Origin of the sequence: Erythrobacter sp. 3-20A1M, from assembly GCF_018636735.1 — a bacterium.
GTDB lineage: Bacteria > Pseudomonadota > Alphaproteobacteria > Sphingomonadales > Sphingomonadaceae > Alteriqipengyuania.
Genome location: NZ_CP045200.1, coordinates 251,011 through 273,853 on the forward strand (window position 1 = coordinate 251,011; position 22,843 = coordinate 273,853).

A 22,843-nucleotide genomic window follows, 5' to 3' on the forward strand; every position below is an offset into this window, starting at 1 on the left:
TTCAGCTTTCCCGATGTGGCGGGGAGACCGCTGCGACAATCGAGAACGGTATGCGGAAGGCCTTGGCCGGAAGCAAGCCGATCGCCCGAGATGGTCGCGGTATGGCGCTCCGACACAGGCCGGTTTTCCGGTCGACGCGAGGAAGCATCGGGCGGCTTCGGCCAAGCGATGCGGACGATGACCGTCGAGTGTGGATATCGGTCTCGGTATTGCGGACCTTGCATCGCGGCCTTCGGGTCGAATGCGTGTAAACGATACCGGATGCCGGTGCGAGCGCCGGTCTTGAAATCTTCCCACCCACGCGGCGGGGAGGCGAAGAACCGGGCGCCAAGTTCGCTCTTCGGAGCGACCACGCGTCGGTAAGAGTGGGGTCGGCAGCAATGCCGGCCCCATTTGCTTTGGCCGCCGCTCTCGCGAGCCTGCACTGCGTGCTTGCTTTGGAGCTCACGAGCGCCAATTCGTAAGCCACTGTTTATCCAAAATTTTCCCAACTCCATACCCTGGCGAATCGCGCATTTCATGCGAGTCGCCCACAAAACCTCCCTATTTCGCGGGAACCGGGGGGCGGTTGGGGACGTTTTGACTGTTCGGCGCGTGTGAATTGCGACGAAATGATGGCACGGCGGGACCAGCGGCTCTCGCATGGGTGCCATCTGCACTCCCCAGCCTGTATCCCCCCGGCCATGGAACGCAACAGCCCCATGTCCCGCCCCTGGCTCGCTCTCGGCGTCGGCTTTGCCACGCTGCTGGTCTCGCCGGCGAGCGCATCCGCCCCCGTCCCGACCGGACCGCAGGCCGAGTTCACGAGCAGCTTCGCCGCCGTGGCATCCCTCCCCTCAACGCCCGAGGCCCGCGGCAACGTGGTCGACATCTCCGAGATCGAACCCCCGCTGGAGGTCGCGATCGAGGATGACGGCGAGGTCATCGGCAGCGGCAATGCGTCCTATTACGGCCGCAAGTTCCAGGGCCGCCGCACCGCCAGCGGAGAGCGGTTCGACATGAACGACTTCACCGCCGCGCACCGCACCCTGCCCTTCGGCACCCGCGTGCGCGTGACGAACGAGGCGAACGGCAAGTCCGTTGTCGTGCGCATCAACGACCGCGGACCGTTCTCCGGCCACCGCATCCTCGACCTCAGCCGCGCGGCCGCGAGCGAGATCGGCATCGTCGGCGCCGGGCACGGCCGCGTGGAGCTCGCCCGGCTCGACTGAGGACACCCGCTGGCATCGCTTCTAGCGAGCCGGCCTTCCGCGTTCCCCATCCTTCACCCGCTTGCCAAGCGCGCCGCCGCGGGCCATCGCTGAGGGCGGCGTAGTCGCGGGGGTCTGCGGGTGGACGAATTTCCCTTCCTGTTCGAGCTGTTCACGCTCCTCATCAGCCTGGCGGTGGCGGAGGTGCTGGGCGGTTTCGCCCGCATCCTGAAGCTGCGCGCCCGGCGCAAGGCGGGGGTCGACCCGCACGCGATCAGGGTCCGCGTCGGCTGGCTCGTCCCGCTGCTGGGCCTGCTCGTGCTGCTCGACCTCGCCACCTTCTGGAACATCATGTGGGGCGCGCGCGAGGTGCTCGACATGCGCATGGCGATGGTGTTCGGCGTGCTGACCCTGATCGGCGGCTACTACCTCGTCTCAACCCTCGTGTTCCCGGACGAGCCCGAGCTGTGGCCCGATTTCGACGCCTATTTCTGGCAGCAGAAGCCGGTCGTCGTGTGGGGCATCCTCGCCCTCAACCTGGCCGCGCAGGGCGCGATCATGGCGCTGGGCGGCGGGCAGGCGCAGGACCCGGCGGCGATGCAGCGGTTCGTGGAAAGCCACCCGCTGTTCTCCTTCGCCAGCCTGGCCCTGCTGTTCAACTTCCCCGCCTTCGCGTGGCTGGCGCTGACCAAGGGCAAGCGGCGCGCGATCGCGCTGATGGCGTTCGTCATCGCCACGCAGATCCTGTTCGCGATCAGCAGCTGGGAGCTGAAGGGGCAGCTCTAGCCCCCTCCCCCTCCCCGCTACCCCACAGGCCCGCGCATTTCGCATCGTCGGCGTCGTAGGCGGCGGCGAGGTCGGTTTCGGTCACGATCGCCCACCATCCGTCGAGATCGTGGTCGAAGGCCTCCCACTGCAGGCTGCGGATCACCGCCGCATCGCCCCCGTGGCGCGCCGCGAGAGCTTCCGGATCGGGCGCACCGGCGGGCCGCGCGGCCGCCATCGCGTCCAGCACCGCGCCGAAATCGGGATAGAAGCGCCCGAACACCCAGTTGCCCGGATCGTCCATCGCGTCTTCCCAGAAGGGGTAGTCGTGCGGTGGCACGCGGTCCTCGAAAGAGCCGCCGGGCCGGTCGGGATCGTGGGGGAGCGGACCACAGATGCCGCCGCAAATCCTACAGGATGGAACACCTGGAACAGTGTCCTGAGGGGAGAAAGCGGAGCGGTGCGCCCCGGCGGACGACGTGCCCTCCCCCGGTCGCGCCCAGCCGTTGGCAGGCCCTGCCTGCGCGGGGGCACGCTTAGCCGGATCGGGCAGGTCCTCGCCACGCCGCAGCGCGTCGATATCGTCGTCCAGCGTGCCGAGCGCGGCGACGACCTCCTCGCGGGCCTCCAGCCGGTCGAGCCGCGCGAGATGGGCGAGCAGCAGCCGCGTGTCGTAGCGGGTGCGGCGCGCGATCTCCTCCCCATGATAGAATACCGGCTCCTCGACCCCGTCGAGCGCGCGGCAGGCCAGCACCTCCTCCGCCCTTGTGCGCGCGGCAAGCAGCGCCGCGTCCCAGGCATGCGCGAACCCGCGCGAGCGCCGCCGCGCGCGATAGACGGTCTGTGCACTGACCCCGCCCGCCCGCGCGGCGAGCCGCACCACGCCGGTATCGGCCAGATGCTCGAGGAACGCGGCCTGCCGCGCAGGCGTGAGGACGGTAAAGTGCCCGTCGGAGGACGTGGCGGTGGTGTCGGCAAACCCCTCGGCGGGGACGAGGGTGGTGGTGGGGGCGTTCATGCGGTCCGGCTCCTGTGGGAGGATGGGGACCGGGTTAGTTATATGGGTGGGGGTGTGTAGGAAAATGCAATGATCCAAGCCAGGCTCAGTATGCAATTTCGACATCGTCAGCGCGCAATAACGATAAAAGGAACAGCGCTTCCTCCAGTCGCGGGGTCACTACCCGACTAACGACGAACGAAAATATCCATCACTCCGCACCATTCTTTATCACATGAGCTTGATGTTCGAACAAAGCGTTGCAGCACTCAGACCAAAAGTCACTGGACGGAATTTGCTCGATCAACTTCGACCCTCGCCGAAAGTTCTTCTCGCAAGCAATCAGTCGTTCGCGACCCTTCAGCCCCTGCATAGGTTTCATTTCAGGACTCGGACCCCATGGCTCTCTCAAAATTCGTGAAATTTTTTCCCTCTTATCACTATAAAAATGCAACGAACCGCATTGATGGAAATACGATCCCAATTCAATTTCAAGCGTCTCTGCCATCATCTCTTGTAGAGAGGTCATTATAAAAATATCGTAAGGTAGACCCCAGTATACATCGTTACTTCTCATAGAAACAATTGCATCAAGCCGCCCATTTCTTATAAAGAATTGCATACTTGTTATACAAGCTACGTCGCCAGAGTGAATTGCCCTCGAAGAGAAATCATCCCCATGAAAACTCAATACTGCCCGTCGGCTATCTGGATCAGAACGCAGAATATCCGATATATTGTCCCACTGGCTAGGATTGCCATTTTTTCTCTTGAATATTTTATTGCCGTAACAACTGCCTCTTATCACTCTGTCTGAATCAGCGAACTCAAGCCAGCGCGGAGCATAAAAAGCCAGCTGATCAACCGATCTCTCGCCCCGAAGATTCCAGCATAATTCGCCAATCGCTAGCTTCGGCGACCAACGCCTCGCGCTCAGCGTGGTCATGCGGCGCCGAGGATTGGTAAGCTCTATCCCAACGAACATAAGTTCCTGGGTCGGCAATCCTCGCGGGGAAACAGTGCATGAATTGGCAAGCAACTCTCGGAAAAGCTTTACCTGAATCTCGTTGACACTATCAGCACGAAAGCTGCGACTGCCGCATAGATTACTCATCTTCAGGGTCCTGAGCTGACGCATCGCCAGCACTCGAACGAGAGCGCTGCTCTAATTTTTTCAGCCTGCTATTTATGCTCTTAAGTGTTTGCGCCAAATCAGCTTCCGACGAGGCGTTGACCTCAACTCTTGGATCGATCCATCGCTGCATCGCAGCGAACGAACCAAAGTTGAGTAGAAAAGTGACAAACGCTAAGAAGAATGCAATCACCGGTATCCAGATAAATGCGCTTTTTCTATATTTAGCAATAGATGCGTCGACAATTTCGCTAGTAAGTCTTTCGGAATTTAAAAACGAATCACCAAAATCTGAAACAACTCTACGCCTAGAATCCGAAATATATTTATTATCTGGAATATCCACGACTGAATATCGGCTGCTTTCATCGATCCGATAAAATATGCATCGTAGAAATGATTGTCCCAACTCGATAATTTGGGGATCTTTGCTAAAATTAACAATGAAACTTGATATTCGGCCATGGTACCCAGGGTCAACAACACCGATGCCAAGCGCCAACAATCCTTCATTAGAAAGTCGTGTCTTAATAAGTACGTTAGCATATACATTAGGGGGCATATGCAGTCTCTCTCTCGAGATAACTTCAACAATACCTTGAGCCGGTAATTTATAGCGTGTGGCTAATTCCCCATCGGGTTTGACGATGTGTCCAACACTCAAATCATAGCCAATAGCGCGATATTGGTCATCTTTTGCGTTCTGAACAATTCCCAGCTGCTCAATTATTTCCGAGTTCATGGTTGCCAGATTGTCTGGTTTGACCATCATTAACGTACCCCTACGCCCTCGATGCAAGCCAAGTGTTTTGGCGCATACGACACACAGCGAGATAAGACCCATGCACGTTCAATAAGGAATTGATCGCGCGATAGCGAGATATCTCTCACTCCGTCGCCTCGCTAACCCGCTCCTTCACAAGCCTCAACATAAGCGCAAGATACTGCCCCGTGTAGCTCGCCTTCACCTTCGCGACCTCCTCCGGCCCTTCGACTACGCCGCTGCTACGCATCGGCTTCGCTCAGGACAGGCTTCTCCCGGGCTCCGCGCGCCAGCAGCGGTTTGAGATACTGGCCGGTGTAGCTTCTCTCGTTGAGAGCGACATCTTCCGGGACACCCTCCGCCACAATCTCGCCCCCGCGCACGCCGCCATCCGGCCCAAGGTCCAGCAGCCAGTCCGCGGTCTTGATCACATCGAGATTGTGCTCGATCACCACCACGGAATTGCCCTGGTCGACCAGCCGGTGGAGCACCTCCAGCAGCTTGCGCACGTCCTCGAAATGCAGGCCGGTGGTCGGCTCGTCGAGGATATACAGCGTCTGCCCGGTGCTGCGCCGCGCGAGTTCCTTGGCCAGCTTCACCCGCTGCGCCTCGCCGCCCGACAGGGTGGTCGCCTGCTGCCCGACCTTGACGTAGCCCAGCCCCACCTCGTTCAGCATGTGCATCTTGTCGCGGATCGGGGGGACGGCCTTGAAGAATTCCTCCGCATCCTCGATCGTCATGTCGAGCACATCGGCGATGGAGTGGCCCTTGAACTTCACCTCCAGCGTCTCGCGGTTGTAGCGCTTGCCCCCGCATTCCTCGCACGTCACGTAGACGTCGGGCAGGAAGTGCATCTCGATCTTGATCAGGCCGTCGCCCTGGCACGCCTCGCACCGGCCGCCCTTCACGTTGAAGCTGAAGCGCCCCGGCTTGTACCCGCGCGCCTGCGCCTCCGGCAGGCCCGCGAACCAGTCGCGGATATTGGTGAAGGCGCCGGTGTAGGTCGCCGGGTTCGACCGCGGGGTGCGGCCAATGGGGGACTGGTCGATCTCGATCACCTTGTCGCAATGTTCCAGCCCCGTGACCTTGTCGTGCGGGCCGGCGACCACGCGCGCACCGTTCAGCTGCCGCGCGGCGGAGGCGTAAAGCGTGTCGATGGTGAAGCTGGACTTGCCGCTGCCCGAAACGCCGGTGATGCAGGTGAAGGTGCCCAGCGGGATCGACGCGGTGACGTTGTTGAGGTTGTTCGCGCGCGCGCCATGGACGGTGAGCTTCTTGCCGTTGCCCGTGCGCCGCTCGGCCGGGACCGCGATCTCGCGCCGCCCGGTGAGGTAGTCGGCGGTGAGCGAGCCCTTCGCCTTCAGGATCTGTTTCAGCGTGCCCTGCGCCACCACGCTGCCGCCGCGCACGCCCGCGCCCGGGCCGAGGTCGACCACATGGTCGGCGGCGCGGATCGCGTCCTCGTCATGCTCGACCACGATCACCGTGTTGCCGAGGTCGCGCAGGCGCTTGAGCGTCTCCAGCAGGCGGTCGTTGTCGCGCTGGTGCAGGCCGATGCTCGGCTCGTCCAGCACGTAGAGCACGCCGCTGAGCCCGCTGCCGATCTGGCTGGCGAGGCGGATGCGCTGGCTCTCCCCGCCCGACAGGGTGCCGCTGGTACGGTCGAGGTTGAGGTAATCGAGCCCGACATTGTCGAGGAAGCCCAGCCGCTCGTTGATCTCCTTCAGGATGGCGGTGGCGATCTGGTTCTGCTGCTCGTTCAGGTGATCGGGCAGCGCGAGGAACCACGCCTTCGCATCGGCGACGCTCATCTTGGTGGGCGTGGCGATGTCGGTTGGACCTTCCGGTCCCGCGACCTTCACCGCCAGCGCCTTGTCGTTGAGCCGCTTGCCCCCGCACGTCTCGCATGGCTGCGCCGTCTGGAACTTGGACAGCTCCTCGCGCATCCACGCGCTCTCGGTCTGCAGCATGCGGCGGTTGAGGTTGCCGATCACGCCTTCGAACGGCTTGTTGACGGTGTACTGCTTGCGCCCGTCCTTGAAGGTGAGGGGCACGCGCTTGCCCTTCGTACCGTAGAGGATCACGTCGCGCTGCTCGGGCGCGAGATCCTGCCACGGCGTGGTCAGGTCGAAGCCGTATTCCTTCGCCAGGCTGGCAAGCACCTGCATGTAATAGGGCGATGGCGGGTTGCTCTTCGCCCACGGCACCACCGCGCCCTTCTTCAGGCTGAGCGCCTCGTTCGGCACCACCAGCTGCGGGTCGAACAGCTGCTTCTCGCCGATCCCGTCGCAGGTCGCGCAGGCCCCCTGGGGGGCGTTGAAGGAGAACAGGCGCGGCTCGATCTCCTCGATGGTGAAGCCGCTCACCGGGCAGGCGAATTTCTCGGAGAAGACGATGCGGTTGGCGGGAAGGCCGGCGCCTTTCATCTTGTTTCCCTGGGCGCCGGCGCTTTCTTCCTCACCCTCGCGCCCCGGCACCACGCCGTCCGCCAGGTCGACATAGGCCAGCCCCTCGGCCAGGCGCAGCGCGGTCTCGAAACTGTCGGCGAGGCGCGTTTCCAGCCCTTCCTTCACCGCCAGGCGATCGACCACCACCTCGATGTCGTGCTTGAACTTCTTGTCGAGCGCGGGAGCTTCCTCGATCGGGTAGAGCTCGCCGTCGATGCGTACGCGGGTGAAGCCAGCCTTCTGCCATTCGGCCAGCTCGCGCCGGTACTCGCCCTTGCGCCCGCGCACCACGGGCGCGAGCAGATAGGCGCGCGTCCCCTCGGGCAGGGCCATTACGCGGTCGACCATGTTGGAGACGGTCTGCGCCTCGATCGGCTGACCGGTCGCGGGGCTGTAGGGAATGCCGACCCGCGCCCACAACAGGCGCATGTAGTCGTAGATCTCGGTGACGGTCGCCACGGTCGAGCGCGGATTGCGCGAGGTGGTTTTCTGCTCGATCGAGATCGCGGGGCTAAGCCCGTCGATATGCTCGACATCGGGCTTCTGCATCATCTCGAGGAACTGGCGCGCATAGGCGGAGAGACTCTCGACATAGCGCCGCTGCCCCTCGGCATAGATCGTGTCGAAGGCGAGCGACGACTTGCCGCTGCCCGACAGCCCCGTGATCACGATCAGGCTGTCGCGCGGCAGATCGATATCCACGCCCTTGAGATTGTGCTCGCGCGCGCCGCGCACGGAAATTTTCGTAAGAGCCATAGGGGCCGTGTTCGCCTTGTGTTCCGCAAAGTCAAGCATGCCGGGCGGCATCGCCGTTCAAGAGCGAGCGGAAGGTCGCAGCGGTTCCGCCCGGTCGCGAGAGATGTGGGGTCGCGGCCGGGAAATGCAAAAGGCGGATCGATACGTCCGGTTCTTTACGAAGCCTCCGCCCCGACCCAGCCGTGCATCCGCATCCAGGCGACGAAGGCGTCGAACCAGCCGGTGCTGGTGGTATCCTTCGGGTACATACCGAAGCCGTGACCGCCCTGTTCGTACAGGTGGAATTCGACCGGCTTCTTCGCCTTGCGCCAGCTTTCGATCAGGCCGAAGCCGCTGTCGCCGAACAGCGGATCGTCGGCGGCGAGCGCAACGAACAGCGGCGGCGCATCGGCCGGCACGGTGACCGGGGCGAGCGGGCCGTAGATCGTTGCGGCGAAGGCCGGATGCGCCTCGCCATCGGTCAGCACCGTGGCAAGCGTCAGCATCGCCCCGGCGGAAAAGCCGACCATGCCGATCCGGTCCGGGTCGACATGCCACTCCCCGGCGCGCTGGCGGATCAGGGCGAAGGCCGCGCGGGAATCCGCCAGTTGCGGCGCGAGATCGGTGGCGATGTCCGGCGCCTGCCCACGCGGCTGACTCGCGGCGGCGGAGAACATCTCCGCCATGGATTTCTGGAAGGCGGGCAGCCCGGCGGCTGTCTGGCGCAACCGGTATTTGAGCACGAACGCCGCGATCCCATGATCGGCCAGCGCCTGTGCCACGTCCCACCCTTCGTTCTGCATCGACAGGGTGCGGAAGCCGCCGCCGGGCGCGACGATCACCGCCGTACCGGTCGCCTTCGCCGGATCGGGCAGGAACGGCGTGAGCGTGGCGTCCGTCACATTGCGCGCGAACACGCTGCCATACTGGCTATGCCAGCTTTCCGGCACGTTGGCGTCCGGCAGCGGACCGGTTTGCAGCGGGATCGCCTGCGGTTGCGCGGGCGTGGGGATTGCGGTCATCGCATCGTCCTGCGCCTGCGCGGGGATCGCAGGCGCGGCAATGGCGAAGAGCGCTGCGAACAGCAATCGCGGGAATCTCATCACTCGTTCTCCTTCCTGGCGATCATCGGGCCGGGATAATCGGACTGGTCGATCGGCTGCATCGTGCCGTCGGCATTGTATTCCAGCGGGAAGACCCGGACCGAGCGGCGCCCCAGCGCGCCCTTGCGCCCCCCGATGCGCAGCCCCGCATCGTGCGCGAACAGGTACCAGTGGCCGCGGAACTCCACGATGCCCGGATGGATGGTAAAGCTGTTGCGCCCCGCCCCGGTCAGCAGGCCGCGATAGGCCCACGGCCCCCGGATCGAAGGCGCGGTGGCGTAGGAAATATGCTCGTCGCTCTGCGTGCGCCGGTCGAGCGAGGCGTAGGTGAGGTAATAGGTCTCACCGCGCCGGTGCAGCCACGGCCCCTCCTCGAAATGCGGGGGCGTGATTTCGGTGATCGGGCCGTCGATCCCGGTCATGTCCGGTGCCAGCTTCGCGATGTAGCATTGCCGGTTGCCCCACGCGATCCAGCTGGTGCCGTCCGTATCGGTGAACACCGTCGGATCGATATCCTCCCAGCTATGCGTGCCCTTGGGCGTCATCTGGTTGGTGATCAGCGCCGCGCCCTTCGCATCGCGGAACGGGCCGGTCGGCGAGTCTGACACCGCCACCCCGATCGCCTTGCCCGGATGCGTGTTGTCGTGTTCGACCGCGGCGTAGAGCCAGTAGCGCCCGTCTTTCTCGATCACCTGCGAGGCCCAGGCATCCTTCTTCGCCCATTTGAAATCGGCGACGTTCATGACCGGGCCGTGCGCGGTCCAGTGGCGCATGTCCGTGGTTGAATAGACGAGCCAGTCGTTCATGTTGAACATCTCGCCCTCGCCCGCCTCGTCGTGCCCGACATAGAGGTACAGCGTATCGCCCACGACCAGCGGCGCGGGATCGGCGGTGAAGGTGTTGTATGCGATCCGGGTCGGGAACGATTGCTCCTGCTCCGGGCCCGGGGCCTGCGCCCGTACCGCCGCCGCCGATAGCGCCGACAGCGCCAGCAGGAATATCGTCAGGCCGCCCCATGCCATTTTCATCGGCTCGCTCTCCCGCCGTGCCCGCGTCATCCGGGCCTCTCTGGATGTCGTAACCCATCATGGTAGCGCTAACAACAGCGGCGACGAGCCTTGATGCGGTGCCCGCTCTCGGCATAGGGAGCGCGCATGACCGATTATCATTTCTACGAGCCCGCCGAGGGCCACCGCCTGCCGCACGATCCGTTGAACGCCATCGTCGCGCCGCGGCCGATCGGGTGGGTTTCGACGCTGAGCGCGGACGGCGTGCGCAACCTGTCGCCCTACAGCTTCTTCAACCTGATCAATTATCGCCCGCCGCTGATCGCGTTCTCTTCCGTGGGGAAGAAGGACGCGGTGACGAATATCGAGGCGACCGGCGAATTCGTGTGGAACCTCGCCACGCGCGCGCAGGCCGAGGCGATGAACGCCACCTCGGCGCAGGTGGAGCCGGAGGTGGACGAGTTCGACCTCGCGGGGCTGGGCGCCCTGCCCTCTCGATTGGTCAAGCCGGACCGCGTCGCGGGCAGTCCGGTTCATTTCGAATGCAAGCTGACCCAGCCCGTCCGACTGGAGGACAAGGACGGCGCGGCGACCGATACTTGGCTGGTGATCGGCGAGGCGGTCGGCATCCATATCGACCCGGCCATGCTGGAGGACGGCATCTACCAGACCGCCCGCCCCCGCCCCATCCTGCGCGGCGGCGGCCCCGCCGACTATTTCGAGATCGGCGAGGACGGACTGTTTAAGATGCACCGGCCGGGGTGAGGGGGCGGCTGTTGGAACTTAAGAGCTGAGGTGAGGCGTGGCGGGCTGGAAGTCGGGCGATAGCGGGAAGCGACCTTATAGCCTCGCGGTTGAACAGCGCGGCGATTAAATCCAGAACAGTGGCGACAAAAACTGTGCTATCTTATTTTTGGGTTTGAATGGTTCGAATATGCGCATCGCTGTGTTGTCTACTTCTAGTCAATGCGACGTGCTCCCAGGAGCGTCAGAACCACGAGAGCTGTGCTTTGCACGCTGCCGATAAGATCGAAGGGACGGCTTTGCTGGTCACTGGCGTAGAGTCAGAGGGCCATTTAAGGTTATCGATTTTCAAAGATAAGTGCAGTAAACGTTTGGACGTCTATTTTAAGCCCGATGCTCTAGAGGATATCAATTTCTACTTAGGTTCGATGCCCGGCAGGGATTTTGACGGTGTGAAAGTCGCCATTCTCGATGCAGAACTTCTGGATGTGAGCAAACCAGCTTCTAACCGAGCCGGAGATCCGATCCTGATTGACCGTGTCTATGGCTTGCAGCCTCTCGCCGAACAGGACAAAATAAAAGAAGCTGAAATTAGATGATGTCCGCATTCCACCCCATATCCGCCCTCCCGAAGGAAACCTTGAGTTTAGTTGCACGACCGATTTAGGGGACACGTTAGGCGTCGCTAATATCCGCCATTGGGAGCACAAACTGCAATTCGCTCATCGTCGCCCCGGACTTGATCCGGGGTGAGGCTTTACTTCTGCGACGCCCCGCCAGAGGCAGCACCGCCCCGGATCGAGTCCGGGGCGACGTGGGAGGGGGTGTTTAGACCGCGATCCTATCTCGTTTCGCGGCGGGGGCCAGCCCTCACCCGCCCTTGCGCTCCTTTTCCACCGCGTCGAGCGCTGCTTGCGGCCAGGTGACTGGGTACTGCGTCTGCGGGTTGAAGACGCCTCCGGGATACTGCGCCTCGGCAGCAGCGGCGATTTCGGCGGGGCTCAGCGCCTCGGTCGGCTCCAGCGCCAGCACGTCGAGCCCGCGCGCGATCTCCGTGCCGTAGATCTTGCCCTTGTAGTAATAGGCCGACCAGAACCCGCCCAGCACCAGCTGCTCGTCGTCGATCGGGCCGCGATCGAAATAGGCGATCTCCTTCGGGTTGGCGCTGTCGGTGAAATCGATCACCGAGATGCCGCCCTGGTACCACGCCTGGACGAAGATATCGCGGCCCGGCACGGGCACGGCGGAGCCGTTGTGCGCGACGCAGTTTTCCATGTCGCCCTGCGGTGCGGGCAGCTTGTAGGTACCGCGGCGCACCAGCTGGTCGCCCTCGATGTCGTAGATCGCATCGGCGCCGTAGCCGCGCGGGTCGTAGGTGCGGCAGCGCGGGCGGGCCCCGCCGCCCCATTCATCGGTGAAGATCACCTTCGTGCCGTCATTGTTGAAGGTGGCGGAGTGCCAGTAGGCGAAGCCCGGATCGCTGACCGCGGCGATCCGCCGGGGCTTCATCGGGTCGGAAATGTCGAGCAGGATGCCGTTGCCCGAACACGCGCCCGCCGCGATCTTCTTGCTCGGGAAGACGGTGATGTCGTGGCACTGGTCGGTCCGGCTGGTGCGCTGCGTCCCGTCGCCATGGTCGCCGCCGCGCCACAGCCCGGCGATCTGGCCGTCTTCCGCGAAGACGCGCGGGCGGTCCACGATCCGCGCCTTGCCGGGATCGGCCAGCGGGATCTCGATCACGTCGATGCTGAATAGCGCGGTGTTCTGATCGCCCGGCACATCGCCGACGCAGCCCGCCAGCTCCTCCTCGTCGCGCACGCTGGCGGTGCCGGAATTGTACACGATGATACGATTGCGGTCGGCATCGACCACCGAATGCGTGTGGCTGCCGCGGCAGGTCTGCACCTGCCCGACCTGCACCGGCGTGGCGGGGTTGGAGATGTCGAAAATGCGCAGGCCCCGGAAGCGGTCCTCGCTCACATCGCCCTGCACCCCCTGCAGCCCGCAATCGACGCGGCCGCGAGTCTGCTCGACCGACATGATCAGGATGTCGCCGACCAGCGAGATGTCGCCCTGCCCGCCCGGACACACGACCGAGCTCACCAGATTGGGCATCCCCTGCGGATCGAGGCGATAGACGTTGAAGCCGTGGTAATTGCCCGCGACCATCATGTCGCCCTGGAACGCCATGTCGGTGTTGGCGAAGCTCAATAGCGAGGAGCGCGAGCCGAACTGCGTGCCTTCCTTGCCGTCGCTCGACGTTTCGCTGGTCGGCTCCTCGGCCGACTCGGCGTCGGCCTTGACGATTTCCGGCTGCAACCCGCCGGGATTGGCGGGATCGAAGAACCCCGCCGGCTTGGGCAGGTGTTCGACCAGCGTCAGGCCCTGGGCCGCGACGCCCGCATCGGTCAGACCGGCGGCGAGCTGTGCGCGCGGATCGGTCGACAACCCGGCCAGGATCGTGCTCATCCGGTCGATCTCGGACTGCTGTTCGTTGGTCACGTCGTTGGTGAATTCGAACAGCACCGGGTCGTAGGCGGACCCCGGCTGGTCGAGCAGATCATCCACCATGTCGATCGCGCCCTCGTGATGGGCGATCATCAGGGTCAGGAACATGCGGTCGAAGGCCCCGCCCTTCAGCGTGGCCAGTTCCTTCATCTGCGCAAGCGTCGCCATGCCCTGCATCGTGGCGTGATGCCCGGCCATGTCGCCCATGCCGGCGTGCTGCATGTGCTGCATGTGGGCCGGGTCGGGTGCCGTCCGGCCACGCTGTTCCAGCCAGTCGCGCATGAACTGGATTTCGTCGCCCTGGCTCGCGCGGATGCGGTCGGCGGCGGCGCGCAGCGTCTCGTTATTGGTGCGCTCGTCCACCAGCGCGACCATGTCGACCGCCTGCTGGTGGTGGACGATCATGTCCTGCATGAACTTCACGTCGTCGGGTGAAAAGCGCGTGTCGGCGAGGTCGCTCGCCTCCTTCGCGCTCAGCGCCTTGCCCTGCTGCCCCGGCGCACCCGGCTGAACGATTGGCGGCGCGTTTTGCGCGGCAAGTGGGGCGGTGCCGGCCAGAAGCAGCGCGGCGAGCGAAAGCGAGCGGAAATGCATGAAATTTGTCCCCCTTGGATCACGCGCATTGATGGCCGATCGTACCCCGCCGTCAAGGTGAAATGCCCGATTTGCCGTGGAGAGGAGCGATACGCCCGCTCCCTGGGCCGTGGCTCAGCATCGGCGAAATGTGGACCGAACACGCTTCCGAACCGTTGATATCACAAGAAACCTATCCGCAGGGCGCGATTTCCGCCCGCCAGACGAGACGATGACCATGAACCAGTTCGTTAGTTTCCCAGCTCAGCCAAGGCGCAGCTGCCGCGCAGGGGGCCCCAGATAACCTCCCCCATCGGACGAAGATTCACGAATTCGCGTACAAGCGCGACAAGTTTGCCTCAGCACGGTGCGCAAGGCCACCCACAGCCATCCCGCCGATCGCGGCTAAAGTCCCGGGGGCGGCGCGAGCGTGAGCGCTTGCGCGATCGCGCTAGGGGCTTCCGGGCGCGTGTTTCCGGCGGACAGGCCTTGCGAGAAGCCTCGGTGCCGCTCGTCGCCGGGGCAATGGCGCTTGGCTTGATCGGTAACACCTTGCCGGAAGAGCTGATGCCGCACTCCGCGTCGGAGCTGGTCAATGGCTGGTCCTACGACCTCGACATGGCGAACAATCCGCGCATCCACCGCCAGCCGGCGCTGTTCCAGTCTGCCAGCCCGGAGTTGCTGAAGGCTCTGTCGCAGGAAGAGGGAATGCGCCTGACCGTATATCGCGATGTCGCTGGACATCCCACGGTGGGCGTCGGCCATCTCGTCACCCCTGCCGACGGCCTGCAAGTCGGCGACCGGATCACCCGGGCGCAGGCGCTCGCATTCCTGAAGCAGGATTTGCAAACCGCCGAGGAAGCCGTCGCGAGACTGGTCGGCAATCTGCCCCTCTACCAGCGCGAGTTCGATGCGCTGGTGGACCTCGTCTTCAACGTCGGCGAAGGGGGCGCCGGGCCGGACGACAGCCCGATGCTCAACGCTGCGATCGCTTCCGGTGATTACGATGGCATCGCGCGCGAACTCGACTACACGACCGCCGGCGGCAGGGTTGCCGGTGGCCTCGTCCACCGGTCGGAGCGCCGCGCCAATATCTTTTTGGATGGAAATTATGCGAACCCGAGGCTCGTCAACAGCTAGCGCGCTGGCGGCATCCGCGCTGCTCGTCGCCGGGTGTTCCGATGGTCCCGCTTCCCGCAACGAAGGCGCGGGCCCGCGACCGACCGAGAAAGCCCTGGCGCAGATAGTGCGCGCGCCGGATGTCCGCCCGGCGGAGGACTGCCTGCTGGTGGTTTGGCAGGAACAGAAAAACCCCGATGCCTCTTTCGACCGGGCGCACGATGCGGCCGATGGAGGCGCGATTTCCTGCGCGACGGGAACGACCGCCAGCGAATTCGAAGCGGCGATCGAAACGCTGCGCGACGCGGCGAAGAGCGGCGACCGCGCCGCCTTGCTGAAACAGGTCGGGATGCCGCTGCTGTTCATCGACGGTCGCGGGGACCGGCGCGAAATCACCGATCCCGCGGCGATCGATGCAACCTTCGACACCGTCTTCGACGATCGCATGCTGGCCCTGCTCCAGCGGCTCGATCTCTCGCAGCTCACCGTCGTGCCGGATCGCGGCGCGTTCTTCGAGCTGGGATCGCTGTGGCTGGTGGTCGACCGCAAGGGTGGACGCCCGCGTCTGGTCACCGTCAACCACCAGGCGCTGGGCGAGGCCGCAACGGCGGCCCGGCACGCCCCGGGCGACGGGTCGCGTCGTTCGCTATGACCGGGGCGCTGTGACCGGGGCGCTGTAACCGGCGCGCTGTCACCGGGTTGCGGGCGCAGGGCGGTTGCAATCGCAATCAATCTTCGGTTCAAGCACGGTTCGCTACACAAGACATCCTTCCCCGCCGCCTTCGCGAAACCGGGGACCATCTACGACGTTTGCCGGAGAGAGACTTCATGAAAGCCCGTATCCTCGCCACTACCAGTATCGCCCTTGCCCTGTCGGCCTGCGCGACCACGATGGAGAACGACATGGCCGTTGCCGATACTTCCGACGCCGAGGTGATGGCGGGTGCCGATATTCCGGAAGGGACCGGCTATTTCGCCAGCGACAGCACGCTGCCGTTCCAGGCGCCCGACTTCCGCCAGATTTCCGAAGACGACTACGTTCCGGCGTTCGAGCAAGGCATGGCGATCCACCAGGCGGAGGTCGATGCGATCGCCAACAATCCCGCCGCGCCGACTTTCGACAACACCATCGTCGCGCTGGAGACATCGGGCCGGATGCTGAACCGCGTCGCGACCGTGTTCTTCGCCCTGACGGGTACGAACACCACCGACCGGCTCGACCAGATCAATACCGATATCAGTCCGAAGCTGTCGGCCCATTCCGACTCGATCTCGCTCAATCCGGCCCTCTTCGCGCGGGTGCAGGCGCTCTATGACCGGCGCGATACGCTGGGCCTCGACAACGAGCAGGCCAAGCTGCTCGAGGAAACCTACAAGGGAATGGTCCATGCCGGCGCGAAGCTGACCGCGCAGCAGCGCGAGCAGGTGAAGGCTATCAATACCGAGCTGTCGACGCTGACCACCGAATACGGCCAGGACGTGCGCTCCGCCACCAACGACCAGCCGCTGATCGTCGACACGCGCGAGGAACTGGCGGGCCTGACCGACGGCGAGATCAAGGCCGCGGCCGATCTGGCGGTGGAAAAGGGGATGCCGGGCAAGTTCGCCATCGCGCTGCAGAACACGACCCAGCAGCCGCTGCTCCCCAGCCTGGAAAACCGTGATGTGCGCGAGCGGCTGTTCATGCGCAGTATCCACCGCGCCGACGGCACCAATCCCGAATACGACACCCGCGTGCTGCTGGCGAAGATCGCCGCGCTGCGGGCACAGAAGGCGGCGCTGTTCGGCGAGCCCGACTGGGCAACCTACGCCATGTGGGACCGCATGGCGAAGAATCCGAAGACCGCGCTCGGCTTCATGAACCAGATGGTCCCGGCCCTCGCCGCGACGCAGCGGCGCGATGCGCAAATGCTCGACGCCGCGATCAAGGCCGATGGCGGGGATTACGAGGTCCAGCCGTGGGACTGGTATCGCTATGCCAACCAGGTGAAGGCGGAACGCTTCGACCTCGACGAAAACCAGGTGAAGCAGTATTTCCAGCTGGACAAGGTGCTGGAAGACGGCGTCTTCTTCGCCGCGAACAAGCTTTACGGCCTGACCTTCAAGCGGCGCACCGACATCCCGACCTATCATCCGGACGTGTGGACCTACACCGTCTACGACAAGGACGGGTCGGAGCTGGGCCTGTTCTATTTCGATCCGTTCCAGCGCCCGTCCAAGCGCGGCGGCGCGTGGATGAGCAATTTCGTGGAGCAGAGCAAACTCTACGGGACGAAGCCCGTCATCTACAACGTGCTCAATATTCCCAAGGCCCCCGACGGGCAGCCGCAGCTGGTCAGCTTCGACAATGTGAACACCATGTTCCACGAATTCGGCCACGCGCTGCACGGCTTCTTCGCCAACCAGACCTATCCCAGCATGTCGGGCACCGCGGTCGCGCGCGACTTCGTGGAATATCCCAGCCAGGTGAACGAGATGTGGGCGACCTATCCCGAGGTGCTGGAGAACTATGCGAAGCACTACCAGACGGGTGCGCCCATTCCGTCCGCGATGATCGACAAGATCGAGGCGGCGGCGAAGTTCAACCAGGGCTATGATTTCGGCGAGGTCGTGGAGGCTGCGCTGCTCGACATGAAATGGCACTCGCTCTCCGCCGCGCAGGCCAAGGCGATCGACACGCCGGCAGAGGTCGACGCCTACGAGCGCAAGTCGCTGACCGATCTGGGGCTGGAAATCGACCTGGTCCCGCCGCGCTATCGCAGCAGCTATTTCAACCACATCTTCTCCAGCCCGACCGGCTATTCGGCCGGCTATTACAGCTATCTGTGGACCGCGATGCTGGACCGAGACAGCCGCCAATGGTTCCTCGATCACGGCGGTCTGACGCGGGAGAACGGCCAGCATTTCCGCGACACGGTGCTGAGCCAGGGCGGCACGCAGGACTATTTCAAGATGTACGAAGCGTTCGCGGGACGCGATCCGGACGTGAAGCCGCTGCTGGAGGCGCACGGCCTGATCGCGGGTGACGAAGGCGGCGATGCGACCGGAACCACGTCGGACGGCGAATTGCCGGGGCAGACGACCGCAACCGCGCAAACTCCGGTAACCAAGTAGTTACATTTCGTAACCTGTAATGGCGGGTCGGGTCTCCACATGGGAAACCCGGCCCGCCTTCGTTTCGGCTATAGCGTGATCAGCGCGCGGCGCCCCTGTTCGCCGATCCACTGCGCGCGGATGTTCCACACCCGCTCCACCAGGTCGCGATGCAGAGCTTCCTCCGCCGGGCCGTCGGCCGCCAGGCTGCCCCGATCGAGCACCACGACGCGATCCGCGTGGTTCATCGCCTGGGCGAGGTCGTGCACCACCATCACCACACCCGCGCCGTCGCGCGCGGCGCGGCGCAGATGGCGCAGGATCGTGCGCTGATGCGCGAGGTCGAGCGCCGCCAGCGGCTCGTCGGCGAGCACCCAGCGCGGCGTGCCCGCCAGCACGCGGGCGAGCAGCACACGGGCTCGCTCTCCGCCCGACAGCGTGGAGATGGGGCGATCGGCGAAGTCGGTCAGATCCAGCCGCCGCATGATTTCCGCCACGATCGCGTCGCCCCGGTCGCCATGGGGCAGCCGTCCGAGCGCGACCAGCCACCGGACCGCGACGTCCCACGCGACCTGCGGCTCCTGCGGGAGGTAGCCGATCGCTTGCGCGCGGGCACGCGGATGCAGCCTGTCGAGCGGCTTGCCGTTGAGCACGAGATCGCCGGTGCCGGGCACCAGCAGCCCGGCAAGGCATTGCAGCAGGGTCGACTTGCCCGCCCCGTTGGGGCCGCAGATCGCGGTGATGCCGCCCGGCTCCAGCACCAGCGAGACGCGGTCCAGCCGACCGGGCACGACGAGGTTGCACGCGGCCAGCGTCATGCGAGGCCCCGCCGCATGCGGATCAGCAGCCAGAGGAAGAACGGGGCGCCGAGCACGCTCAGCAGGATGCCAAGGCGAAGCTCCGTAACCGTGGGCAGCACGCGAACCGCGCTGTCCCCGACCAGCACCAGCAGCGCGCCCGCGAGCGCACTCGGCCCGATCAGCGAACTCGGCATCCGGTCGGTGAAGGGGCGCACGATATGGGGCACCATCAGTCCGACGAAGCCGATAATTCCCGCCACCGCGACGCCGCTACCCACGGTCAGCCCGATGCCGACGACCAGCCAGGCGAGCGTGCGCCCCGGTTGCATGCCGAGCGAGCGGGCCGCGCCCTCGCCCAGCGTCAGCGCGTCGAGCGCGGTCGCGGTGCGCCATAGGCAGGCGATCCCGGCGATCGTCAGCGGCGCGGCGATCCACACCTCGCGCCAACTACGATCGGTCAACGCGCCCATCAGCCAGGTCACGATCTCGCTCATCGCGAAGGCATTGGGCGCAAGACTGATGACGAGACTGGTGAGTGCGCCCGCGAGGCTCGCGATCATCAGCCCGGCGAGCGTGAACAGCGCGATCCCGCCCGTCCGCCCGGCAATGGCGGCCAGCAGCGCCATCGCCCCGGCGGCCCCGGCCAGCGCGAACAGCGGCAACAGCCAGGCATTAGCCGTCAGACCGAACCAGAAGCTCGCCACCGCGCCCAGCGCCGCGCCCGGCGCGATCCCGAACAGGCCGGGATCGGCGAGCGGATTGCGCAGATAGCCCTGCATCACCGCGCCCGCCGCGCCGAGCCCCGCACCGACCACGATCGCCAGCACACCGCGCGGCAGGCGCAGTTCGGCCAGGATGATCGCGGCATTGGGCGTGCTCGCCGGGTCGAGCCAGACGCGACCAGCCAGCAACGAAAGCCCGAAGACGAGGGCCAGCAGCGCGAGGAGAATGGCGGAGAGGCGACTCATCCACCCCTCCCGTTCACGGGAGGGGCAGCGAGACTTGCTTCGCCAACGGCGAAGTTAGTCGCAGCGGGGTGGACTTCGAGGCTGGCCGATAGCGTTGCAGGCCCACCCCCGGCCCCTCCCGCACGCGGGAGAGGGGAAAGCTGCGCGCGTATCTCTCGCAACCGCTTCATCGCGCGGATGATCGTCGGGCCGCCGCAATAGAGCAGCGAGGGATCGAAACGCGCGACTTCCATGCCGGGAATCTCGCGCAGCGCCGGGTGGCGCTGGCCGCGCTCGTTCCCCGCCACTAGCAGCAGGCGCGGCGGGTCGACCGTCAGCCGCTCCAGCGAGAGATAATCGGCCTGCCGCAGCCCGCGCTGGACGGACAGGCTGGCCAGCCCCGCCCGGGCCATCAATTCGGTCGCCAGCGTGTTGTCGCCCGGAACGATGCCGCCCGGCTGCCACAACACGGTCGAAACCGGCGCATCGGCAACGGGCGCCACCGCCGCCGCGATCCGCGCATTCAGAGCCGCGCCTTCCCGCTGTCGATCGGTCAGCTCCGCCAGCCGCGTAACCTGCGCCCGACTGTCCGTGACTGTGGATGCGATGCCGAAGGTTTCCACGCGGATACCCATGTCGGTCAGCGCGGCGCGCGTCGCGGGCGCGATGAAGTCGCTCGCCACCACCATGTCGGGCGCGAGCGCGGCGATCTCCTCCACCGTGCCGCCGGTGGTGCCGTAACGCTGCGCCCGCGCGACCGGCATCGAACTCGCCGCCGGATCGCGGCTGTAATGCGAGAGGGCCAGGACCTGGCCCGGCGGGGCGATCTCGCCCAGGATCGCGTCGGTGCACGGGTTGAGGCTGACGATCGTCGGATGCGCCGCACCGGTCTGGCGCACCGGCGGCGCGGCGGTGCAACCCGCCAGCGCCGCCGCCGCGAAAGCGGCCGTCCAGCCGCGCGGGTTCACAGCTTCAGCCGCGCCCCGACATAGGCGGATCGGCCCGGCGTGCCGTAGCCGACGACGCTCGTGTAATCGACGTCGAACAGGTTCTCGACCCGGCCATACAGCTCGAACCGCTCGCCCACGGGCAGGCTGGCGCGCAGCGTGGTCAGTGCGTAACCGTCGAGCCGGGTGGCATTGAAATTGTCGTCGAAGCTGTCGCTCACCAGCCGCACGTCGCCGCCCAGCACCAGCCCGGCGAGCGGAGAGCGCCAGTCGAGCGAGGCGGTCAGCGCGTGGCGCGGACGGCGGGCGAGATCGTTGCCCTCGCGCGCATCGCCCGGCGTCCGGTTCTCGGTATCGGTGAAGGCATAGGCGAGCCGGGTGGACAGGTTCGCCCCCAGATCCCTGCCCAGCTCCACCTCGACGCCCTGCGCGCGGGTCTTGCCCACATTGTCGTAAGTCCCGAAGGGCCGGTTCGTGCAGATGCCGGTGGTCTGGCCGGTGCAGCTCACGAAGTCGATCTGGTCGTCGGTATCGCGCCGGAACAGCGTGACAGCGGCGTAGCCGTCCTTCGAGCGGTCGCCCCAGGCAAGGCCGAGATCGAAACTGGTGCTGTTTTCCGGCACCAGGGTCTCGTTCCCGTAATCGGACAGCAATTGGTAGAGCGTGGGTGCCTTGAAGCCCTCGCCCACGCTGGCGCGCAGGCGCAGCCCCGGCACGATGGCATAGCTGACATCCGCGCCGAAGCTGGTCGCGCCGCCGAAATCCTGGTGCTCGTCATGGCGCACACCCGCATGGGCGGACAGCGCGCCGTACTCGATCCCCGCCTGCGCGTAGATGCCACCGATACCGGTGCTCTGCCGCGCGTCGTAGGTGCTTTCGAACGAAGTCCATTCGTAGCTGCCGCCGAAATCCACCAGCAGCGGCCCGATCAACCGGTATTCGCCGCGCGCGTCGATGCGGTCCGACCGGCCCTTGTAGCTGTAGGCAGGCGTGTCGCTCGTATCGGAGGCGTAGGAGTCGCGGTCCGTATCGGCGAAGGAGTAATAGGCCTTCAGGTAGAGCGTGCCGGTATCGCGCAGCGCGCCGACCGCGCCGGAGAGCTGCTTGGTGCGCTGGGTCTCCGGAGTATCGCCGAAGGTATAGGTCGGCGCGGGATACCCGTCGATATCGAGGTCGCCATGGGCGTAGCGCGCCGTGGCGAAGATCTCGCTGGCCGGGTCGAGGTAGTATCGCGCCCGCCCGTTGATGGAATAATGCTCGAACCCGTCGGGCTCCGTACCGACGGCGGCGGCGGAGAAACCGTCGGTGCGATAATAATCGCCACCGATGCCGAGATAGCCGGTATCGCCGCCGATGCCCGCCGTGGCGGTCGTATAGACGGTGTCGCGCGCGCCGTATTCCGCGCTCGCGTCGATCCCGGTGGTGCTGCGCGTGGTCGCCTCCAGCACGCCGCCGATCGCATCCGACCCCCAAATGGTGGAGTTGGAGCCGCGCGTCAGATCGAGCTTCGCCAGCGTGCCGGACAGCAGATTGCCGAAATCGAACCCGCCGCCGGGGCTGGAGGGATCGTTCAGCCGCACCCCGTCGACCAGCACCAGCAGCTGCGCGGTTTCCGCGCCGCGCACGTTGACGCCGGTGGTCGCTCCGGGCGGGCCGTTGCGGGTGAAGGTGACGCCGGGCGCGCGTTCGAGCAGGCGAGTGATGTCGGCCCCCTGGATACTCTCGATCTCGGACCGGCCGATCACGGTTACCGGCTGGCCGGTGTCCTCCACCTCGATCCGGGTGCCGGTCGCGGTGACGGTGATCTCCGTCTCCTCGAGCGCGTAGGGATCGGTGTTCTCGTCGGGCTGTGCGGGCGGCTGGGCCAGCGCGGGCGCCGCGATCGCCGCCAGGGAAACGCCGAGTATCAGGTATTTACGCATAACTTCTCCATCATGTGCGAAATGTCGCCCATGACGGAATGCAGGCGTGAA

19 protein-coding genes are annotated in these 22,843 nt (G+C 65.1%); 7 read left to right on the top strand and 12 right to left on the bottom strand.

Annotated elements, in window-relative coordinates:
• Nucleotides 1–701: 701 nt before the first annotated feature.
• Together F7D01_RS01190 and F7D01_RS01195 are read left to right on the top strand one after the other, a co-directional pair.
• Entirely contained in the window at nt 702–1,211 is a 510-nt protein-coding gene (locus F7D01_RS01190; protein ID WP_215228466.1) for a septal ring lytic transglycosylase RlpA family protein, read from the top strand.
• Nucleotides 1,212–1,331: 120 nt separating this feature from the next.
• Nucleotides 1,332–1,976, top strand: coding sequence for a hypothetical protein (locus F7D01_RS01195; protein ID WP_215228467.1), 645 nt, complete (start codon nt 1,332–1,334; stop codon nt 1,974–1,976).
• Here F7D01_RS01195 and F7D01_RS01200 read toward each other — a convergent pair.
• The 7 genes from F7D01_RS01200 to F7D01_RS01225 all read right to left on the bottom strand — a co-directional run bounded on the left by F7D01_RS01200 (nt 1,945) and on the right by F7D01_RS01225 (nt 10,160).
• Nucleotides 1,945–2,973 (bottom strand): hypothetical protein, encoded by a 1,029-nt coding sequence (locus tag F7D01_RS01200; protein ID WP_215228468.1) that lies wholly within the window; start codon nt 2,971–2,973, stop codon nt 1,945–1,947. The genes F7D01_RS01195 and F7D01_RS01200 overlap by 32 nt on opposite strands.
• 190 nt (nt 2,974–3,163) lie before the next feature.
• The gene (locus F7D01_RS01205; RefSeq protein WP_215228469.1) at nt 3,164–4,066 is read right to left on the bottom strand and encodes a thymidylate synthase; all 903 of its coding nucleotides are present in this window, start codon (nt 4,064–4,066) and stop codon (nt 3,164–3,166) included.
• Nucleotides 4,059–4,928, bottom strand: coding sequence for a hypothetical protein (locus F7D01_RS01210; protein ID WP_215228470.1), 870 nt, complete (start codon nt 4,926–4,928; stop codon nt 4,059–4,061). The genes F7D01_RS01205 and F7D01_RS01210 overlap by 8 nt, the downstream gene beginning before the upstream one ends.
• Before the next feature lie 43 nt (nt 4,929–4,971).
• Nucleotides 4,972–5,097 (bottom strand): hypothetical protein, encoded by a 126-nt coding sequence (locus F7D01_RS15355; protein WP_256443713.1) that lies wholly within the window; start codon nt 5,095–5,097, stop codon nt 4,972–4,974.
• Nucleotides 5,090–8,050, bottom strand: a complete 2,961-nt coding sequence (gene uvrA, locus F7D01_RS01215; RefSeq protein ID WP_215228471.1) for an excinuclease ABC subunit UvrA — start codon at nt 8,048–8,050, stop codon at nt 5,090–5,092. The genes F7D01_RS15355 and uvrA overlap by 8 nt, the downstream gene beginning before the upstream one ends.
• Nucleotides 8,051–8,205: 155 nt before the next feature.
• Nucleotides 8,206–9,132 carry an alpha/beta hydrolase gene (locus F7D01_RS01220; protein ID WP_215228472.1) on the bottom strand — a complete coding sequence of 309 codons (927 nt, stop codon included), beginning with the start codon at nt 9,130–9,132 and terminating at the stop codon, nt 8,206–8,208.
• Complete coding sequence (locus F7D01_RS01225) at nt 9,132–10,160, bottom strand: glycoside hydrolase family 43 protein (RefSeq protein ID WP_251566967.1); 1,029 nt, start codon at nt 10,158–10,160, stop codon at nt 9,132–9,134. The genes F7D01_RS01220 and F7D01_RS01225 overlap by 1 nt, the downstream gene beginning before the upstream one ends.
• A 126-nt stretch (nt 10,161–10,286) precedes the next feature.
• Between F7D01_RS01225 and F7D01_RS01230 the strand changes: the two genes are divergently transcribed.
• Both F7D01_RS01230 and F7D01_RS01235 read left to right on the top strand, forming a co-directional pair.
• Nucleotides 10,287–10,904 (top strand): flavin reductase family protein, encoded by a 618-nt coding sequence (locus tag F7D01_RS01230; protein WP_215228473.1) that lies wholly within the window; start codon nt 10,287–10,289, stop codon nt 10,902–10,904.
• A gap of 245 nt (nt 10,905–11,149) precedes the next feature.
• Nucleotides 11,150–11,482, top strand: coding sequence for a hypothetical protein (locus F7D01_RS01235; RefSeq protein ID WP_215228474.1), 333 nt, complete (start codon nt 11,150–11,152; stop codon nt 11,480–11,482).
• A gap of 271 nt (nt 11,483–11,753) precedes the next feature.
• Here F7D01_RS01235 and F7D01_RS01240 read toward each other — a convergent pair whose 3' ends face one another.
• Entirely contained in the window at nt 11,754–13,985 is a 2,232-nt protein-coding gene (locus tag F7D01_RS01240) for a DUF305 domain-containing protein (RefSeq protein ID WP_215228475.1), read from the bottom strand.
• A 504-nt stretch (nt 13,986–14,489) separates the two neighbouring features.
• Here F7D01_RS01240 and F7D01_RS01245 point away from each other — a divergent pair.
• From F7D01_RS01245 to F7D01_RS01255, 3 genes are all read left to right on the top strand, one after another.
• Complete coding sequence (locus F7D01_RS01245; RefSeq protein WP_251566969.1) at nt 14,490–15,104, top strand: lysozyme; 615 nt, start codon at nt 14,490–14,492, stop codon at nt 15,102–15,104.
• Nucleotides 15,076–15,735 carry a hypothetical protein gene (locus F7D01_RS01250; protein WP_251566971.1) on the top strand — a complete coding sequence of 220 codons (660 nt, stop codon included), beginning with the start codon at nt 15,076–15,078 and terminating at the stop codon, nt 15,733–15,735. Before F7D01_RS01245 ends, F7D01_RS01250 begins: the two co-directional genes overlap by 29 nt.
• 251 nt (nt 15,736–15,986) lie before the next feature.
• Nucleotides 15,987–18,197, top strand: coding sequence for a M3 family metallopeptidase (locus tag F7D01_RS01255; RefSeq protein WP_371819731.1), 2,211 nt, complete (start codon nt 15,987–15,989; stop codon nt 18,195–18,197).
• Nucleotides 18,198–18,265: 68 nt separating this feature from the next.
• Here the strand turns inward: F7D01_RS01255 and F7D01_RS01260 are convergent, their stop codons facing one another.
• The 4 genes from F7D01_RS01260 to F7D01_RS01275 are packed head-to-tail and all read right to left on the bottom strand — an operon-like array spanning nt 18,266 to nt 22,792.
• A complete protein-coding gene (locus tag F7D01_RS01260) occupies nt 18,266–18,994 on the bottom strand; it encodes an ABC transporter ATP-binding protein (RefSeq protein ID WP_215228477.1) in 729 nt (242 codons plus the stop codon).
• Nucleotides 18,991–19,944, bottom strand: a complete 954-nt coding sequence (locus F7D01_RS01265) for an iron ABC transporter permease (protein WP_215228478.1) — start codon at nt 19,942–19,944, stop codon at nt 18,991–18,993. The genes F7D01_RS01260 and F7D01_RS01265 overlap by 4 nt, the downstream gene beginning before the upstream one ends.
• A complete protein-coding gene (locus F7D01_RS01270; protein WP_251566973.1) occupies nt 19,941–20,891 on the bottom strand; it encodes an ABC transporter substrate-binding protein in 951 nt (316 codons plus the stop codon). Before F7D01_RS01270 ends, F7D01_RS01265 begins: the two co-directional genes overlap by 4 nt.
• A complete protein-coding gene (locus tag F7D01_RS01275; RefSeq protein WP_215228479.1) occupies nt 20,888–22,792 on the bottom strand; it encodes a TonB-dependent siderophore receptor in 1,905 nt (634 codons plus the stop codon). The genes F7D01_RS01270 and F7D01_RS01275 overlap by 4 nt, the downstream gene beginning before the upstream one ends.
• Between the last annotated feature and the right edge of the window lie 51 nt (nt 22,793–22,843).

Coding starts and splice junctions, on each gene's coding strand:
- F7D01_RS01190 (WP_215228466.1), top strand. CDS start 702: ATGTCCCGCCCCTGGCTCGCTCTCGGCGTCGGCTTTGCCACGCTGCTG.
- F7D01_RS01200 (WP_215228468.1), bottom strand. CDS start 2,973: ATGAACGCCCCCACCACCACCCTCGTCCCCGCCGAGGGGTTTGCCGAC.
- F7D01_RS01205 (WP_215228469.1), bottom strand. CDS start 4,066: ATGAGTAATCTATGCGGCAGTCGCAGCTTTCGTGCTGATAGTGTCAAC.
- F7D01_RS01210 (WP_215228470.1), bottom strand. CDS start 4,928: ATGGGTCTTATCTCGCTGTGTGTCGTATGCGCCAAAACACTTGGCTTG.
- F7D01_RS15355 (WP_256443713.1), bottom strand. CDS start 5,097: ATGCGTAGCAGCGGCGTAGTCGAAGGGCCGGAGGAGGTCGCGAAGGTG.
- uvrA (WP_215228471.1), bottom strand. CDS start 8,050: ATGGCTCTTACGAAAATTTCCGTGCGCGGCGCGCGCGAGCACAATCTC.
- F7D01_RS01220 (WP_215228472.1), bottom strand. CDS start 9,132: ATGAGATTCCCGCGATTGCTGTTCGCAGCGCTCTTCGCCATTGCCGCG.
- F7D01_RS01225 (WP_251566967.1), bottom strand. CDS start 10,160: ATGAAAATGGCATGGGGCGGCCTGACGATATTCCTGCTGGCGCTGTCG.
- F7D01_RS01230 (WP_215228473.1), top strand. CDS start 10,287: ATGACCGATTATCATTTCTACGAGCCCGCCGAGGGCCACCGCCTGCCG.
- F7D01_RS01240 (WP_215228475.1), bottom strand. CDS start 13,985: ATGCATTTCCGCTCGCTTTCGCTCGCCGCGCTGCTTCTGGCCGGCACC.
- F7D01_RS01245 (WP_251566969.1), top strand. CDS start 14,490: ATGGCGCTTGGCTTGATCGGTAACACCTTGCCGGAAGAGCTGATGCCG.
- F7D01_RS01250 (WP_251566971.1), top strand. CDS start 15,076: ATGCGAACCCGAGGCTCGTCAACAGCTAGCGCGCTGGCGGCATCCGCG.
- F7D01_RS01255 (WP_371819731.1), top strand. CDS start 15,987: ATGGCCGTTGCCGATACTTCCGACGCCGAGGTGATGGCGGGTGCCGAT.
- F7D01_RS01260 (WP_215228477.1), bottom strand. CDS start 18,994: ATGACGCTGGCCGCGTGCAACCTCGTCGTGCCCGGTCGGCTGGACCGC.
- F7D01_RS01265 (WP_215228478.1), bottom strand. CDS start 19,944: ATGAGTCGCCTCTCCGCCATTCTCCTCGCGCTGCTGGCCCTCGTCTTC.
- F7D01_RS01275 (WP_215228479.1), bottom strand. CDS start 22,792: ATGCGTAAATACCTGATACTCGGCGTTTCCCTGGCGGCGATCGCGGCG.